We start from the raw sequence: 14,239 nt of genomic DNA on the forward strand, positions 1-14,239 counted from the left end.
TGTGGTGATATTGATTCTTAATTGTTAATTTATTGTAATATTATTTAACTTTTCCCGGAGGAAAGAACAATTTATTGGCAATAAAGAGAAAATAGTTCCTATGAGATGGCTCAATAAATTAAGGGCTAATTATCTTAAAAATTACATGCTGAGGAATATTCTGATTTTTTAGCTGCGCATTTTTGTTAAGCTAACATTAAGGTTGGGTTTGCTACAATTAATAATAAATCCCAGGATGGTAATTAAGTTGTGATTGTCGCTAAACGATATTTTCTCATTTTTTCATTTCTTTTTATTCAGTTAGCTTTCATTCCCCAGGGCGCTGCTGAAGATAAAGGCTGGTTCGCTACTTTTAAAGACAACGTCAGTGAAACCTGGCAGCAGCCGGAACATTATGATTTGTATATACCGGCTATTACCTGGCATGCACGCTTTGCCTACGATAAAGAAAAAACGGATCGCTACAATGAACGCCCGTGGGGGGCAGGATTTGGTCAATCCCGTTGGGATGATAAAGGTAACTGGCACGGACTTTATATAATGGCCTTTAAGGATTCCTACAATAAATGGGAACCCATTGGTGGTTATGGCTGGGAAAAAACCTGGCGACCGCTGGCCGATGAAAATTTCCATACAGGTCTCGGTTTTACCGCCGGTTTTACCGCGCGTGATAACTGGAACTACATTCCGGTACCCGTGCTGTTACCGCTGGCATCGATAGGGTATGGTCCGGCAACGTTCCAGATGACCTACATTCCGGGAACGTACAACAACGGTAACGTCTACTTTGCGTGGATGCGTTTCCAGTTTTGATGGACTACCTGTATTGTCAGGTGGATTATTAAAAAGTCTTTTTAAAACAGTGTGATATCAACGTTAACTGAAAAATAACGCGACATTTATCACTTTTTGATAAAGTTCGACTGGACAAAGTGCACCACAATTGTTGTACTGATACCCGACACAGCATTTGTGTCTATTTTTCATGTAAAGGTAATTTTGATGTCTAAGATTAAAGGTAACGTTAAGTGGTTTAATGAGTCCAAAGGATTCGGTTTCATTACTCCGGAAGATGGCAGCAAAGACGTGTTCGTACACTTCTCTGCAATCCAGACCAATGGTTTTAAAACTCTGGCTGAAGGTCAGCGTGTAGAGTTCGAAATCACTAACGGTGCCAAAGGCCCTTCTGCTGCAAACGTAATCGCTCTGTAAGCATACGACAGCAAGCATTCAAAACCCGCTTAATTGCGGGTTTTTTTTCACCTCAGTGTGCGGGAGAGGCCGAGACCAGCCAGAATGCCAGGGCGGTCATCGCAAATGATCCCAGCAGATTCACCAGCACATTCACCATAGCCCAACCAAAGCGTCCTTCCTGTAGCAAAAACACCACCTCAGCCGAGAAAGTGGAAAATGTTGTTAGTCCCCCGCAAAAGCCAGTTGTAATCAGTACCTTCCACATTGGATCAATGTTTGTCATGCGATTAAACCATGCCAGACCCATACCAATGATAAATGCGCCAAGTAAGTTTGCAGCCAGCGTACCGAATGGAATGGCCTGATGGAGCGGGTTAAACCTCATGCTCAACATCCATCTTGCTACACTACCTGTACCACCACCGATAAAAACCGCTAAAAGGAGTTGTAACACTGCGTAATCCTGCTATTTGATTGTATATAGGATGAGTGTAACGCTGAATAATCGTGGTTGGCGAGCCTAACAACGTTTTCTGGAGGGAATATGTTCGTTGCAGCAGGGCAATTTGCCGTGGGACCTTCATGGGAAAAAAATGCAGAAACCTGCGTTTTACTGATGTCTCAGGCTGCGGGAGAGGGGGCATCGTTACTGGTATTACCGGAAGCGCTTCTGGCCCGTGACGATCTGGACCCTGACCTGTCAGTGAAATCAGCTCAATTGCAGGAAGGCGGGTTTTTGACGCGCTTGCTGCGAGAAAGCGCGCAAAACGAGATGACGACAATCCTGACAATTCATGTTCCCTCTGTGCCTGGACGGGCGTTTAACATGCTGGTGGCGCTACGGGCAGGTCAGGTAGTTGCCCATTACGCTAAATTACATCTCTACGACGCCTTTTCGATTCAGGAGTCACGAAATGTGGATGCAGGGGACGCCATAGCGCCGCTGCTGGACGTAGGCGGGTTAAAAGTAGGGTTAATGACCTGTTATGATCTGCGCTTCCCTGAGCTGGCGCTGGCGCACGCATTGCAGGGAGCGGAAATTCTCGTATTACCCGCAGCCTGGGTACGGGGATCGCTTAAAGAGCATCACTGGTCTACGCTTTTGGCTGCAAGAGCGTTAGATGCAACGTGTTACCTGATTGCGGCGGGAGAGTGCGGTAATAAGAATATCGGCCAAAGCCGGGTCATCGACCCTTTTGGTGTGACCATTGCTGCTGCGGCGGAAACGCCTGCACTAATTATGGCCGAGGTTTCTGCAGAGCGGGTAAGGCAGGTCAGAGCACAACTTCCGGTGTTAAGTAACCGACGTTTTGCGCCACCGCAATTATTATGACGTTTTTTTAAACAAGGCTTGATTCACCTTGTTACAGATTGCTATTGTGTGCGCGCGTCGAAAGGCCGTTAATATTCTCAGGTTAATATGGCGCTTTATGCAGCCTGGTTTAAGTGAAGAAGGTATCTATGGGTGAGATTAGTATTACCAAACTGCTGGTGGTTGCCGCACTGGTTGTTCTGCTGTTTGGTACCAAGAAGTTACGTACACTGGGTGGAGACCTGGGAACGGCAATCAAGGGCTTCAAGAAAGCAATGAACGACGATAATGCCGATGCTAAGAAAGATGCTGATGGTAGCGTTCAGGCTGAGAAGCTTTCTCATAAAGAGTAATGTCAGGAGCATGATGCTCATACTGCATACTCTGCATGAAAAAAAACCGGCAATTTGCCGGTTTTTTTATTACTGATATGTAAGTGAGTATTACACGATTACTTCACTTCCAGCCCTTTGGCCTGCATGTCTGCATGGTATGAAGAGCGAACGAATGGACCGCAGGCTGCATGGGTAAAGCCCATGGCCATAGCTTCGGCTTTCATCTCATCGAACTCATCCGGGCTTACATAGCGTTGAACCGGCAGGTGGTGACGGCTTGGCTGTAAATACTGCCCCAGCGTCAGCATGGTCACGCCATGACTGCGCAGGTCACGCATGACCTCAATGATTTCTGCATTGGTTTCGCCCAAACCAACCATCAGACCTGATTTAGTCGGAATCTCCGGGTGCGCTTCCTTGAAACGTTCCAGAAGCTTCAGTGACCAGTTGTAGTCTGCCCCCGGACGTACATTGCGATAAATACGCGGTACGTTTTCGAGGTTGTGGTTAAACACGTCTGGCGGCGTGGCGGTGAGGATATCCAACGCGCGATCCATACGACCACGGAAGTCAGGCACCAGCGTTTCGATTTTAATCGACGGGCTTTTCTCACGAATAGCGGTGATACAGTCAGCAAAGTGCTGAGCGCCGCCGTCACGCAGATCGTCGCGGTCAACGGAGGTAATGACGACATAGCGCAGCGCCATGTCAGCAATCGTCTGAGCAAGTTTTAACGGCTCGTTAGCATCCGGAGCAACCGGACGGCCATGGGCAACGTCACAGAATGGGCAACGGCGGGTACAGATTGCGCCGAGGATCATAAAGGTTGCGGTTCCGTGATTGAAACATTCAGCCAGGTTAGGGCAGGAAGCTTCTTCGCAGACAGAGTGCAGGCCATTTTTGCGCATTGCCGCTTTGATGCCCTGGATGCGAGTGGAGTCCGCTGGCAGTTTTATTTTCATCCATTCCGGTTTACGCAGCAGGGCTTCACGCTCTGTTGCCACATTTTTTACCGGGATAAGAGCCATCTTATCGGCATCGCGGTATTTAACACCGCGTTCCATCACAATGGGTTTACTCATAGCTTGCGTGTTCCAGTTGCGAATTACGAAGGAAAGCGTTTCAATTCAAGGGAATGTTGCATTTATCAACTATTTTTGAATTAGTGATACGCAGTATATCATTGAAACGGGCCAGAAAGCAGCCTGACAGGCTGGCAAAATGTAAAATAGTTGTTGTTTTGTGCCATTTGCCACAACATTTGCCGTGGCAAAGTATGACCGTATTTTCAGTCTGCAACGTACTCGTGCGGTGGGTTACCCAACAGCGCTAATATGTTGGCCAGCAGGCGTGGGCGAACGCTCTCGGTCGTGGCTGCGCTATCCCACTGCGATACTTTCGCCATCTCCATTCCGGCGTAACCACAAGGATTGATACGCAGGAAAGGCGATAAATCCATATCCACGTTGAGCGCTAAGCCGTGAAACGAACATCCTCTACGAATACGTAATCCCAAAGAGCAGATTTTCTTCTCCCCGACGTATACGCCAGGCGCATCGGCTCGCGGGTGGGCATCAATGCCGATTTCCGCAAGTGTATTGACGACGGTTTGTTCCAGCAGCGTAACCAGTTCACGAACGCCAAGTTTGCGACGCTTCAGATTCAACAGCACATACATGACCTGCTGGCCCGGCCCGTGGTAGGTCACCTGGCCGCCACGATCGCTCTGGATCACCGGAATATCGCCCGGCATCAGTACGTGCTCTGCTTTACCTGCCTGACCCTGGGTAAAAACAGGATAATGCTCTACCAGCCAGATTTCGTCATAACTGTTTTCATCGCGGGTATCGGTGAATTCGTGCATGGCCAGAGAAACTGGCTCGTAAGGTTGAAGACCGAGCTGGCGGACCAGAATTTTATCCTGATACAAAACGGCATCTCCGTAGATACTCACATAGAGTAGAGAATATAAAAGAGGGGGAAAAGTATATCACAGGAGGGAGGGGTTACCCGAGCGGGGATGCAGCGGGTAACCAACAGGTTTTTACAGTACCATGCGTACGATATCGATATTACCTAATTCTTCGTACAGCGTTTCAACCTGCTCAATGTGTGTAGCAGTAATAGTGATTGAGACCGAGTGGTAGTTGCCTTTGCTGCTCGGTTTTACCGTCGGAGAGTAATCACCTGGCGCATGGCGCTGTACCACTTCAACCACCTGATCAACCAGCTCAGGCAACGCCTGCCCCATTACTTTGTAAGTAAATGGAGTAGGGAATTCAAGCAGTTCGTTAAGTTTGGTTTTCATGTCAGCTCCGGCGTTACATCAATAAATAATAACTCCCACAGCGTGTGGGAGTTATCTGGATACCTAGTATATGGGGACGTAAATCACACTTTCAAGTGTTCGATTTTTAGCCAAACCAGTGATGGAACATTAATTTAATGTAATCAATGATTTTCCCAAAGAAGTTGCCTTCAGGGATTTCCTGCAGGACTACCAGCGGGCGCTGTTCGATGGTTTTGCCATCCAACTGGAAGTTGATGGTGCCAACAACCTGGTTTTTCTGCAGCGGTGCATGCAGTTCTGTGGTGTTCAGCACATAGCTTGCTTTCAGATCTTTCATGCGGCCGCGCGGAATAGTCAGGTAGACATCTTTATCTACGCCTAACGATGCGCGATCGGTGTTACCAAACCAGGCCGGTTCTGAAGCAAACTCTTTACCGACTTTCAGTGGATTCACGGTTTCAAAGAAACGGAAGCCCCAGGTCAGCAGTTTTTTACTTTCGGTTTCACGACCTTTATAGGTGCGGCCACCCATGACGGCAGAGATCAGACGCATCTGACCTTCGGTTGCGGATGCAACGAGGTTATAGCCAGCTTTGTCGGTATGACCGGTTTTGATACCGTCGACATTCAGGCTGTTATCCCACAGCAAGCCGTTGCGGTTTAACTGACGAATGCCGTTAAAGGTGAACTCTTTTTCTTTATAGATAGAGTATTCGTTAGGTACGTCACGAATCAGCGCCTGGCCAATCATCGCCATGTCGCGAGCCGAGCTGTACTGACCGTCAGCATCGAGACCATGAACGGTCTGGAAGTGGGTATTTTTCAGGCCCAGCGCGTTCACATAGCTGTTCATCAGACCGACGAAAGCATCCTGGCTACCGGCTGCGAAGTCCGCCATTGCCACACACGCGTCATTCCCGGATTGTAGGTTGATACCACGGATTAGCTGGGAAACAGGAACCTGCATTCCAGGTTTCAGGAACATCAACGATGAACCTTTAAACACCGGGTTACCTGTAGCCCAGGCGTCATTGCCGACAGTGACCAGATCGGTTTCTTTGAACTTGCCGGCTTTCATCGCCTGGCCGATGACGTAGCTGGTCATCATTTTGGTCAGACTGGCGGGGTCGCGGCGAGTGTCTGCGTTCTGTTCTGCCAGAACTTTGCCTGAATTGTAATCAATCAGGATATATGACTCCGCATCGATCTGCGGAACACCCGGGATCATGGTTTTAATATTCAGGTCATCGGCATGGGCAGCAGAGAGAGAAGCTGCGCAGAGAGCCGCGGTGAGCGCCATACGCTGCACGAAACGAGCGGAAAAAGTGGTCTTCATGGTCTGAACTACGACGTCCGTGATGAAATTTAAAAAAGTGCCCTACTATAGCAAATGCAAAACGGGCAGGCATCTGACTTTCCGCGTGACTTTGTTAATGTCATTTACAGAAACTGACAGTTCAGATACCTGATTTACGTTATTACACGCCGGTGATGAAGGACTGTAATTGCGCCTCGGATTGAAGACGCTGCTGCAATGTGGAGGCTTCAGCTTTGCTGGCGAACGGCCCCATCTGGATACGCCAGACTGCGCCATTTTGTACCACCCGACCAGGAACGCCAAACTGCTGGCTTAAACGTTTTTGATACTGCTGCGCACGCGACTGCTCGCTGACTGCGCCAACCTGAACCACGTAACGTCCGTTGGCTACTGCCGCTGGAGCAGGTGCCGCGACGGCGGCTGGTGTTGCTGCTGGTGCGGTTGGTGTTGCCGGTGCGGTGATGGTCGGTTGCGGAGCCGGAGTCGGCTCGCTACCTTCCAGCACGCCTGCGGCGAGGGTGGTTGGTGCACCGAGGAATCCACCGCTGTTCACTGGCGCACCGGTTGGATCATCGCTTTTCAGCGTGGAATTGCTGATCGGACGAATATCGCCTTGCGGCTGACCCGCATCCGATGGCGAAGGCATACTTCCCATATTACCGCCACCGCTTAAATCAGGACGCGCGGGCAGGGCATAGGTTTGCTTTGCGACTGTCGTACACGCCATACCCGGACCGGACAATGAACCATCCTGGGCGACGATGATCGGGTCGATACGCACTTTGGTGTTGTTGGAGGTATTCAGACGGTCTGCTGCTGCACGTGAAAGTGAAATCACGCGATCGTTGCCATAAGGGCCGCGATCGTTTATGCGCACGACAATCATCCTGCCGTTTGCCAGGTTAGTTACTCTGGCATAGCTTGGGACTGGCAGCGTGGGATGCGCTGCGGTCAGTTGCATCGGGTCGAACGCTTCACCAGACGCGGTTAAGTTGCTTCCGGGTTCCGCATCATAGATAGCGGCAAGTCCTGCCTGGCTAAAGCGGGAAGGATCCTGGACGATTTTGTAGCTCTTACCATCACGCTGATAGTCCTGATTCGCCGTTGGGTTCAGGGGTTCAAAGCGCGGATCGGCCCCGCTGATTTCAACAATCGGACCATTGCACACCGCAGGCTGCGGCGCGACAGCACCCTGTTGCTGACCATCATCACTCGAACACGCCGCGAGCATTCCTGCTGCGATGCAGATACCAAGCCACTGCTTACGCATTGCGTACCCCTTACACGCTTTTCGACAACATTTTTCTATGGGTGTGGATCGACATAACAATCCCGAACCCGGCCATCAGCACGATAAGTGCCGAGCCTCCGTAACTGACCAGTGGGAGAGGAACGCCAACCACGGGCAGAATACCGCTCACCATACCAATATTTACGAAGACATAAACGAATAATATCAACATTAAACCACCTGCCATGACGCGACCAAAGGTGGTTTGCGCGTGGGCAGCGATCCATAATCCGCGCATAATCAGCAAAATGTACAGCGCAAGCAGAATTAAGATCCCTACCAGACCCAGCTCTTCTGCTAGTACCGCGAAGATAAAGTCCGTGTGACGTTCGGGTAAAAATTCAAGCTGCGACTGCGTACCGTGCAGCCAGCCCTTGCCGCGTAGACCGCCGGAGCCAATAGCAATTTTAGACTGAATAATATGATAACCCGCACCCAGTGGATCGGTTTCCGGATCGAGCAACATCATGACGCGCTGACGCTGGTAATCATGCATCAGGAAGAACCACAGTATCGGGATAAACGCCGCAACCAGAACCACCGCAACACCGATTAAACGCCAGCTTAAACCAGAAAGGAACAGAACAAACAGACCGGAAAGGGCGACCAGTATTGAGGTACCGAGGTCAGGCTGAGCGGCCACCAGCAGGGTGGGCATAAATATCAGCACCAGTGCAATGGCGGTATTTTTTAGCGATGGCGGGCAAACATCACGGTTGATGAAGCGTGCGACCATCAGCGGCACGGCAATCTTGGCAATTTCGGAAGGCTGAAAACGCACAATACCCAAATCCAGCCAGCGCTGTGCCCCTTTGGATATCGCGCCGAAGGCATCTACCGCCACCAACAGGATGATGCAGAAAATATAGAGATAGGGTGCCCAGCCTTCATAAACCCGGGGCGGGATTTGCGCCATCACCACCATGATGACCAGGCCCATTGCGATCTGGCCGACCTTGCGCTCCATCATGCCGATATCCTGGCCGCTGGCACTCCAGATGACCAGCGAGCTGTAAACCAGCAGCGCCAGCAAAATAAGCAACATCGTGGGATCGATGTGGATTTTGTCCCAGAATGTTTTTTTGTTCGGATTATCCGTCACGATTATTGGTCCTCCGCTGCTGCAACCGCGGGGTTTTCTGCAGGCAGATTGGTGTTGTTGTCGCCCAACATAATGTGGTCAAGGATCTGGCGCATAATGGTACCCACAGCCGGGCCCGCGCCACCGTTTTCAAGGATTATGGCGACAGCAACCTGGGGCTTATCATAGGGTGCGAAGGCCGTCATCAGCTTGTGGTCACGTAAGCGCTCGGCGATCTTGTGCGCGTTATAGGTTTCATTGGCTTTCAGGCCAAAGACCTGGGCAGTACCGGATTTCGCCGCAATTTTGTAAGGCGCGCTAGCGAAATACTTGTGCGCAGTACCGTTAGGGCGGTTTGCTACACCGTACATGCCGTCTTTCGCGATTTCCCAGTATCCAGAATGAATATCACCAACGGGCGGTTCGTGCGGCTGTACCCACGGAACCTGCTTGCCATTTTCTGCCGTGCTCATCAACAGATGCGGAACTTTTATCAAACCGTCGTTGATAAGGATCATCAGCGCTTTACTCATCTGGATTGGGGTTGCAGTCCAGTAACCCTGACCGATGCCGACCGGAATGGTATCACCCTGGTACCATGGCTTTTTAAACCGTTTTTGCTTCCACTCGCGGGTAGGCATATTGCCGGAGCGTTCTTCAGCGAGATCGATACCCGTATATTTGCCGTAGCCGAATTTGCTCATCCACTCTGAAAGTCGGTCTATCCCCATATCATAGGCGATTTGATAGAAAAACGTATCCGCCGACTCTTCCAGAGAACGGGTGATGTTCAGATGGCCGTGCCCCCATTTTTTCCAGTCACGGTAACGTTTTTCAGAGCCCGGTAATTGCCACCAACCTGGATCGAACAGACCAGTATTGCGGGTGATGACACCTGCACTTAATGCAGAAACCGCGACGTAAGGTTTAACTGTCGAAGCAGGAGGGTAAACACCCTGCGTGGCGCGGTTAACCAATGGGGTGTTCGGGTCATTGAGCAACCCGGAGTAATCTTTACTGGAGATACCATCGACAAACAGGTTCGGGTCGTAGCTCGGCATGGACACCAGCGCGAGAACGCCGCCGGTACGCGGGTCGGTAACCACCACGGCGGCGCGACTGCCCGCCAGCAGCGTTTCAATGTACTGCTGGAGTTTCAAATCGAGGGTGAGATAGATATCGTGCCCGGCCTGCGGCGCCACTTCTTTCAGCTGGCGAATGACGCGGCCGCGGTTGTTCACCTCAACCTCTTCATAACCGGTCTGGCCGTGAAGTACATCTTCGTAATAACGTTCAATACCCAGCTTGCCGATGTCGTGCGTCGCCGCGTAGTTAGCCAGTTTGCCGTCTTTGTCCAGGCGGTCTACGTCTTTATCGTTGATTTTTGATACGTAGCCAATGACATGGGTCAGCGCAGAGCCGTAGGGGTAGTAGCGGCGTTTATAACCTTTAACTTCGACGCCAGGAAAGCGATATTGATTAACGGCAAAGCGTGCGACCTGAACTTCACTCAGGTTAGTTTTTACCGGAATGGATGTGAAACGGTGTGAACGGGCGCGCTCTTTTTTAAAGGCGGCAATGTCATCGTCCGTCAGGTCTACGACGTTACGCAGCGCGTCGAGGGTATCCTGAACGTTGTCGACCTTTTCTGGCATCATTTCTATCTGATAAATGGTGCGGTTAAGGGCGAGCGGAATTCCGTTACGGTCATAAATGATGCCGCGACTGGGGGCGATAGGCACCAGTTTGATGCGGTTTTCGTTCGAGCGGGTCTGATAATCAGTAAAGCGAACGATTTGCAGATTATAAAGGTTGGCGATCAGCACGCCGGTGAGCAGCAAAATCCCCAAAAAAGCGACCAGCGCCCGGCGCACAAATAGCGCGGACTCAGCCGAATAGTCGCGAAAAGAATTCTGTAGTTTCATCCGCTGCTTAATCTACTCAAGAATCAATGATCACTCACGGTGATAAGGATGGTTGGTGGTAATGCTCCACGCCCTGTACAGACTCTCCGCAACCAGAACCCGAACAAGAGGGTGAGGAAGGGTTAACGCTGAGAGTGACCAGCTTTGTTCTGCTGCTGCTTTACAGGCAGGAGAAAGACCTTCCGGCCCACCAATCAACAAACTGACGTCACGACCGTCCAGTTTCCAGCGTTCCAGTTCGGTCGCCAGCTGCGGCGTGTCCCAGGGTTTGCCAGGGATATCAAGGGTGACGATGCGGTTTTTGCCTGCTGCAGCCAGCATCTGTTCACCCTCTTTGTCGAGAATGCGTTTAATATCCGCGTTCTTGCCGCGTTTTCCTGCCGGGATTTCGATCAGCTCAAAGGGCATATCTTTCGGAAACCGACGGAGATACTCCGTAAAACCGGTTTGCACCCAGTCAGGCATTTTCGTACCCACAGCGACAAGTTGCAGCTTCACGCATTAACTCCAGAGTTTTTCCAGTTCATACAGGCGACGGCTTTCTTCCTGCATCACGTGGACAATCACATCGCCGAGGTCAACGACGATCCAGTCTGCGACGTTCTCGCCTTCTACGCCGAGCGGCAGCAGACCAGCAGTGCGGGACTCCTGAACAACGTAGTCTGCGATAGACATTACATGACGGCTGGACGTGCCAGTACAGATAATCATGCAATCAGTGATGCTGGATTTGCCCTGAACGTCTAAGGCGATGATGTCTTGACCTTTCAGGTCATCAATTTTGTCGATTACAAAATCCTGAAGTGCTTTACCCTGCAAGTGTTCCCCCTGGGTGAAAATAGTTAAAAACGTCTGTTAGTATACCTGAACCAGAGGCGATATCGGGACAAATGTCTCCGAAAGCGCTTGTGAAGTGCGCTATCATCCCACCCCACGCCGCAGAATGCATCGCCATTTTTGTAAAACAATTTCTGCAAAGCTCTGAAGGGCGGGAAAAGTCAGGTTGCGGAGAATAACAGCCTGTCATGGGGTGTCAATGGGAGAGAAGCCCTTCGGCAGAAAAAACAGTGCTTTCACTCTCCGTCGTGCCATACAGCCCGGCTGTTAAGTACTTTCAGAACCGCAAAGTCGTCGCAAAAATCAATCGCGCTCCAGCAACCTTGTTCGACGCGAAAATGCCACATTGCTGCTGCCGGCATGGACAACAAACGGGCGATCAACACGCTCAGTACACCCTGATGGCTCACCACCAGCAGGTTTTGGCACATTTTGTAATCATCGAGTTGAGCAATGAAGCGTTCCACGCGCAGGGAAAATGCCTGAAAACCTTCGCCATTAGTGGGCGTCGCGTTCTGCCAGTCGTTACACCACACGGCGTAGTTTTCGGCGTCTTCGTGCGCCAGATCGCGATGGTGGCGCATTTCCCAGTCGCCAAAAAACATCTCATTGAGCTCAGGCATGTTACGCACAGGAATCTCGCGATCGCCTAAGATCAACTGCGTTGTATGGCGGGCGCGCTCCAGCTCGCTGCACAGAACGTTGTCGACAGGCACATTGCGTAACAGCGTACTCAGCGTTTGCGCCTGAGCTATTCCCCGTTCTGTTAGTGGTGTGGGAGCGTGGCCGCTATATAAACCCGCGACGTTGGCTTCGGTTTCGCCATGACGTACCAACCAGAGTCTCATTTTTTCCTCTTGGGGTTATTCGCACAAAACATGATGTTTGCCCTGATTACGCAGAGATTTTTCACTAAAATACCTTTTTTTACGTGGAGCGGCACGATGTCTTTATTGAAGAGCGCGCATGGTGGTAATACCCGAGAAGCCGCCGAACTGTTGGGCGTCTCGCCTGAGCAATTGCTGGATTTTAGCGCGAATATTAATCCGCTGGGTATGCCAGCAGGTTTAAAACGCGCAATTATCGACAATATGGACTGCGCGGAGCGTTACCCGGATGTCGATTACGCGCAACTGCATGCAGCGCTGGCGGAGCATCATCAGATTCCGGCCTCGTGGATCCTGGCCGGAAACGGTGAGACCGAGTCTATTTTTACCCTGGTAGATGGCCTGAAGCCACGTCACGCGATGATCGTGACGCCTGGGTTTGCTGAATATCGTCGGGCGCTGCAATGGGGAGACTGTACGATCCATGAGTTTGCGCTGCGCGAAGACGATGGCTGGCAGCTTACCGATGCGATCCTCGATGCGTTAACCTCAGAGCTGGACTGCCTGTTTCTCTGCACGCCCAACAACCCCACCGGGTTACTACCGGATAACCGCCTGCTACGTGAGATTGCCTCACGTTGTGAGCGGCTTGGGATCAATCTGATCCTTGATGAAGCGTTTATCGATTTTATTGCCGGGGAGCCGGGGTTTATTCCGCTACTTCGGGATAACCCGCATATTTGGGTACTGCGCTCGCTCACTAAGTTCTATGCGATACCGGGGCTGCGTCTGGGGTATCTGGTTAATAGTAACGAGCAGGCCGTTGTACATATGCGCAGCCGACAAATGCCGTGGTCAATTAATGCGTTTGCTGCTCTGGCCGGCGAGATTATTTTACGCGACAGCGCTTATCAGCAGGCGACGTGGAAATGGCTGGAACAAGAGGGGGCGCGGTTTGAGCAACAGCTACAAAACCTGCCTGGCCTGACGGTGTATCCCGGCCAGGCAAATTATCGTTTATTACGCTGCGATCGCGCGGATATTGATTTGCAACGGATGTTGCTGGAACAGCATGTCTTGATTCGCAGTTGTGCCAATTACCCTGGGTTGGACGCGCGTTATTACCGAGTTGCTGTTCGCAGTCAGGAAGAAAATGACCGCCTGCTGGCGGCATTAAACAACACGCTTAGCGATACAACCCCTGCTGATTGATATAGTCAAGCACTGCGCCTGGCATCAGGTCGTCGCACGGCTCGCCTTTTTCCAGGCGCTCGCGAATGAGCGTGGCGGAGATGTTGAACCACGGCGTTTCGGCCAGGTAGATTTTTCCGCAAGGCAGGTTGTGCAGGTCATCCGGCGAATGAGTCAGGTGATCCTCCAGCCATTGCTGGTGCTTTTCCTGCGTCATTTCGAGAGGATAACCTGGACGTCGGCACACGATGAGATGGGTATTATCCAGAATCGTGTGGTAGTCGTGCCAGGAAGGGAAGGTCAGCAGCGAATCCTGACCAATGATAAACGCTAACGGCACGTTCGGGCCTTGTTCCTCGCGCCACTCTTTTAGCGTTTGCGCGGTGTAGGAGGCCGTGTCTCGTTTCAGTTCGCGTTCATCCAGGGAAAACAGCGGTTTATCAGCAATGGCCAGTTCAACCATGCGCTTACGTTGCTCACCGGACGCTTCAGGCTGCGCACGATGCGGCGGGACATTATTGGGCATGATGATGACCCGGGAAAGACCAATCAGATTCGCCAGAATTTCAACCGGTTTAAGATGACCATAATGCACCGGATCAAAGGTGCCGCCGAACAGAGCCTGCAATGATTTCATA

General features: G+C 51.1%; 17 protein-coding genes. 5 read left to right on the top strand and 12 right to left on the bottom strand.

Going from position 1 to position 14,239, the window contains the following annotated elements; all coding sequences use genetic code 11:
- The first annotated feature begins 249 nt into the window (after positions 1-249).
- Both pagP and cspE read left to right on the top strand, forming a co-directional pair.
- Complete coding sequence (gene pagP, locus E6P06_RS10505; protein ID WP_003835590.1) at positions 250-813, top strand: lipid IV(A) palmitoyltransferase PagP; 564 nt, start codon at positions 250-252, stop codon at positions 811-813.
- A gap of 189 nt (positions 814-1,002) precedes the next feature.
- Positions 1,003-1,212 carry a transcription antiterminator/RNA stability regulator CspE gene (gene cspE / locus E6P06_RS10510; protein ID WP_000034825.1) on the top strand — a complete coding sequence of 70 codons (210 nt, stop codon included), beginning with the start codon at positions 1,003-1,005 and terminating at the stop codon, positions 1,210-1,212.
- A 52-nt stretch (positions 1,213-1,264) separates the two neighbouring features.
- Here cspE and crcB read toward each other — a convergent pair whose 3' ends face one another.
- Positions 1,265-1,648: a fluoride efflux transporter CrcB gene (crcB, locus tag E6P06_RS10515; protein WP_003831281.1), complete on the bottom strand. Its 384-nt coding sequence runs from the start codon at positions 1,646-1,648 to the stop codon at positions 1,265-1,267.
- A gap of 90 nt (positions 1,649-1,738) precedes the next feature.
- Between crcB and E6P06_RS10520 the strand changes: the two genes are divergently transcribed.
- Positions 1,739-2,527, top strand: coding sequence for a deaminated glutathione amidase (locus tag E6P06_RS10520; protein WP_139935216.1), 789 nt, complete (start codon positions 1,739-1,741; stop codon positions 2,525-2,527).
- 128 nt (positions 2,528-2,655) lie between these two features.
- Complete coding sequence (tatE, locus tag E6P06_RS10525) at positions 2,656-2,859, top strand: twin-arginine translocase subunit TatE (RefSeq protein WP_003022699.1); 204 nt, start codon at positions 2,656-2,658, stop codon at positions 2,857-2,859.
- 98 nt (positions 2,860-2,957) lie between these two features.
- Here the strand turns inward: tatE and lipA are convergent, their stop codons facing one another.
- The 10 genes from lipA to E6P06_RS10575 all read right to left on the bottom strand — a co-directional run bounded on the left by lipA (position 2,958) and on the right by E6P06_RS10575 (position 12,431).
- Positions 2,958-3,923: a lipoyl synthase gene (lipA, locus tag E6P06_RS10530; RefSeq protein WP_003022702.1), complete on the bottom strand. Its 966-nt coding sequence runs from the start codon at positions 3,921-3,923 to the stop codon at positions 2,958-2,960.
- 206 nt (positions 3,924-4,129) lie between these two features.
- Positions 4,130-4,771 (bottom strand): lipoyl(octanoyl) transferase LipB, encoded by a 642-nt coding sequence (gene lipB / locus E6P06_RS10535; RefSeq protein ID WP_003022703.1) that lies wholly within the window; start codon positions 4,769-4,771, stop codon positions 4,130-4,132.
- Between the two features lie 114 nt (positions 4,772-4,885).
- The gene (gene ybeD, locus E6P06_RS10540) at positions 4,886-5,149 is read right to left on the bottom strand and encodes a DUF493 family protein YbeD (protein ID WP_003022706.1); all 264 of its coding nucleotides are present in this window, start codon (positions 5,147-5,149) and stop codon (positions 4,886-4,888) included.
- Positions 5,150-5,255: 106 nt separating this feature from the next.
- Positions 5,256-6,467 carry a D-alanyl-D-alanine carboxypeptidase DacA gene (gene dacA, locus E6P06_RS10545; protein ID WP_003022711.1) on the bottom strand — a complete coding sequence of 404 codons (1,212 nt, stop codon included), beginning with the start codon at positions 6,465-6,467 and terminating at the stop codon, positions 5,256-5,258.
- 142 nt (positions 6,468-6,609) lie between these two features.
- Positions 6,610-7,719 (bottom strand): endolytic peptidoglycan transglycosylase RlpA, encoded by a 1,110-nt coding sequence (gene rlpA / locus E6P06_RS10550; RefSeq protein ID WP_003022715.1) that lies wholly within the window; start codon positions 7,717-7,719, stop codon positions 6,610-6,612.
- Between the two features lie 10 nt (positions 7,720-7,729).
- Complete coding sequence (gene mrdB, locus E6P06_RS10555) at positions 7,730-8,842, bottom strand: peptidoglycan glycosyltransferase MrdB (protein WP_003022718.1); 1,113 nt, start codon at positions 8,840-8,842, stop codon at positions 7,730-7,732.
- A gap of 2 nt (positions 8,843-8,844) precedes the next feature.
- On the bottom strand, positions 8,845-10,746 hold the full coding sequence (mrdA, locus tag E6P06_RS10560; protein ID WP_003022722.1) for a peptidoglycan DD-transpeptidase MrdA: 1,902 nt from the start codon (positions 10,744-10,746) through the stop codon (positions 8,845-8,847).
- A 30-nt stretch (positions 10,747-10,776) separates the two neighbouring features.
- Complete coding sequence (rlmH, locus tag E6P06_RS10565) at positions 10,777-11,244, bottom strand: 23S rRNA (pseudouridine(1915)-N(3))-methyltransferase RlmH (protein ID WP_003022725.1); 468 nt, start codon at positions 11,242-11,244, stop codon at positions 10,777-10,779.
- A gap of 3 nt (positions 11,245-11,247) precedes the next feature.
- Positions 11,248-11,565: a ribosome silencing factor gene (gene rsfS, locus E6P06_RS10570; RefSeq protein ID WP_060855586.1), complete on the bottom strand. Its 318-nt coding sequence runs from the start codon at positions 11,563-11,565 to the stop codon at positions 11,248-11,250.
- 254 nt (positions 11,566-11,819) lie between these two features.
- Complete coding sequence (locus tag E6P06_RS10575) at positions 11,820-12,431, bottom strand: adenosylcobalamin/alpha-ribazole phosphatase (protein ID WP_060855587.1); 612 nt, start codon at positions 12,429-12,431, stop codon at positions 11,820-11,822.
- Positions 12,432-12,527: 96 nt separating this feature from the next.
- On the opposite strand from E6P06_RS10575, the gene cobD reads away from it, so the two are divergent.
- Positions 12,528-13,622: a threonine-phosphate decarboxylase CobD gene (gene cobD / locus E6P06_RS10580; RefSeq protein WP_060855588.1), complete on the top strand. Its 1,095-nt coding sequence runs from the start codon at positions 12,528-12,530 to the stop codon at positions 13,620-13,622.
- Here cobD and nadD read toward each other — a convergent pair.
- Positions 13,597-14,238: a nicotinate-nucleotide adenylyltransferase gene (gene nadD, locus E6P06_RS10585; protein ID WP_003022738.1), complete on the bottom strand. Its 642-nt coding sequence runs from the start codon at positions 14,236-14,238 to the stop codon at positions 13,597-13,599. The two genes, cobD and nadD, sit on opposite strands and share 26 nt — an antisense overlap.
- Position 14,239 lies beyond the last annotated feature (1 nt).

The organism is Citrobacter sp. CF971, from assembly GCF_006385635.1.
Taxonomy (GTDB): Bacteria; Pseudomonadota; Gammaproteobacteria; order Enterobacterales; family Enterobacteriaceae; genus Citrobacter; species Citrobacter freundii.

Bases quoted from the DNA above. Each gene is read 5' to 3' on its own strand.
- cspE (WP_000034825.1), top strand. From the start codon at position 1,003: ATGTCTAAGATTAAAGGTAACGTTAAGTGGTTTAATGAGTCCAAAGGA.
- E6P06_RS10520 (WP_139935216.1), top strand. From the start codon at position 1,739: ATGTTCGTTGCAGCAGGGCAATTTGCCGTGGGACCTTCATGGGAAAAA.
- tatE (WP_003022699.1), top strand. From the start codon at position 2,656: ATGGGTGAGATTAGTATTACCAAACTGCTGGTGGTTGCCGCACTGGTT.
- lipA (WP_003022702.1), bottom strand. From the start codon at position 3,923: ATGAGTAAACCCATTGTGATGGAACGCGGTGTTAAATACCGCGATGCC.
- ybeD (WP_003022706.1), bottom strand. From the start codon at position 5,149: ATGAAAACCAAACTTAACGAACTGCTTGAATTCCCTACTCCATTTACT.
- dacA (WP_003022711.1), bottom strand. From the start codon at position 6,467: ATGAAGACCACTTTTTCCGCTCGTTTCGTGCAGCGTATGGCGCTCACC.
- rlpA (WP_003022715.1), bottom strand. From the start codon at position 7,719: ATGCGTAAGCAGTGGCTTGGTATCTGCATCGCAGCAGGAATGCTCGCG.
- mrdA (WP_003022722.1), bottom strand. From the start codon at position 10,746: ATGAAACTACAGAATTCTTTTCGCGACTATTCGGCTGAGTCCGCGCTA.
- E6P06_RS10575 (WP_060855587.1), bottom strand. From the start codon at position 12,431: ATGAGACTCTGGTTGGTACGTCATGGCGAAACCGAAGCCAACGTCGCG.
- cobD (WP_060855588.1), top strand. From the start codon at position 12,528: ATGTCTTTATTGAAGAGCGCGCATGGTGGTAATACCCGAGAAGCCGCC.
- nadD (WP_003022738.1), bottom strand. From the start codon at position 14,238: ATGAAATCATTGCAGGCTCTGTTCGGCGGCACCTTTGATCCGGTGCAT.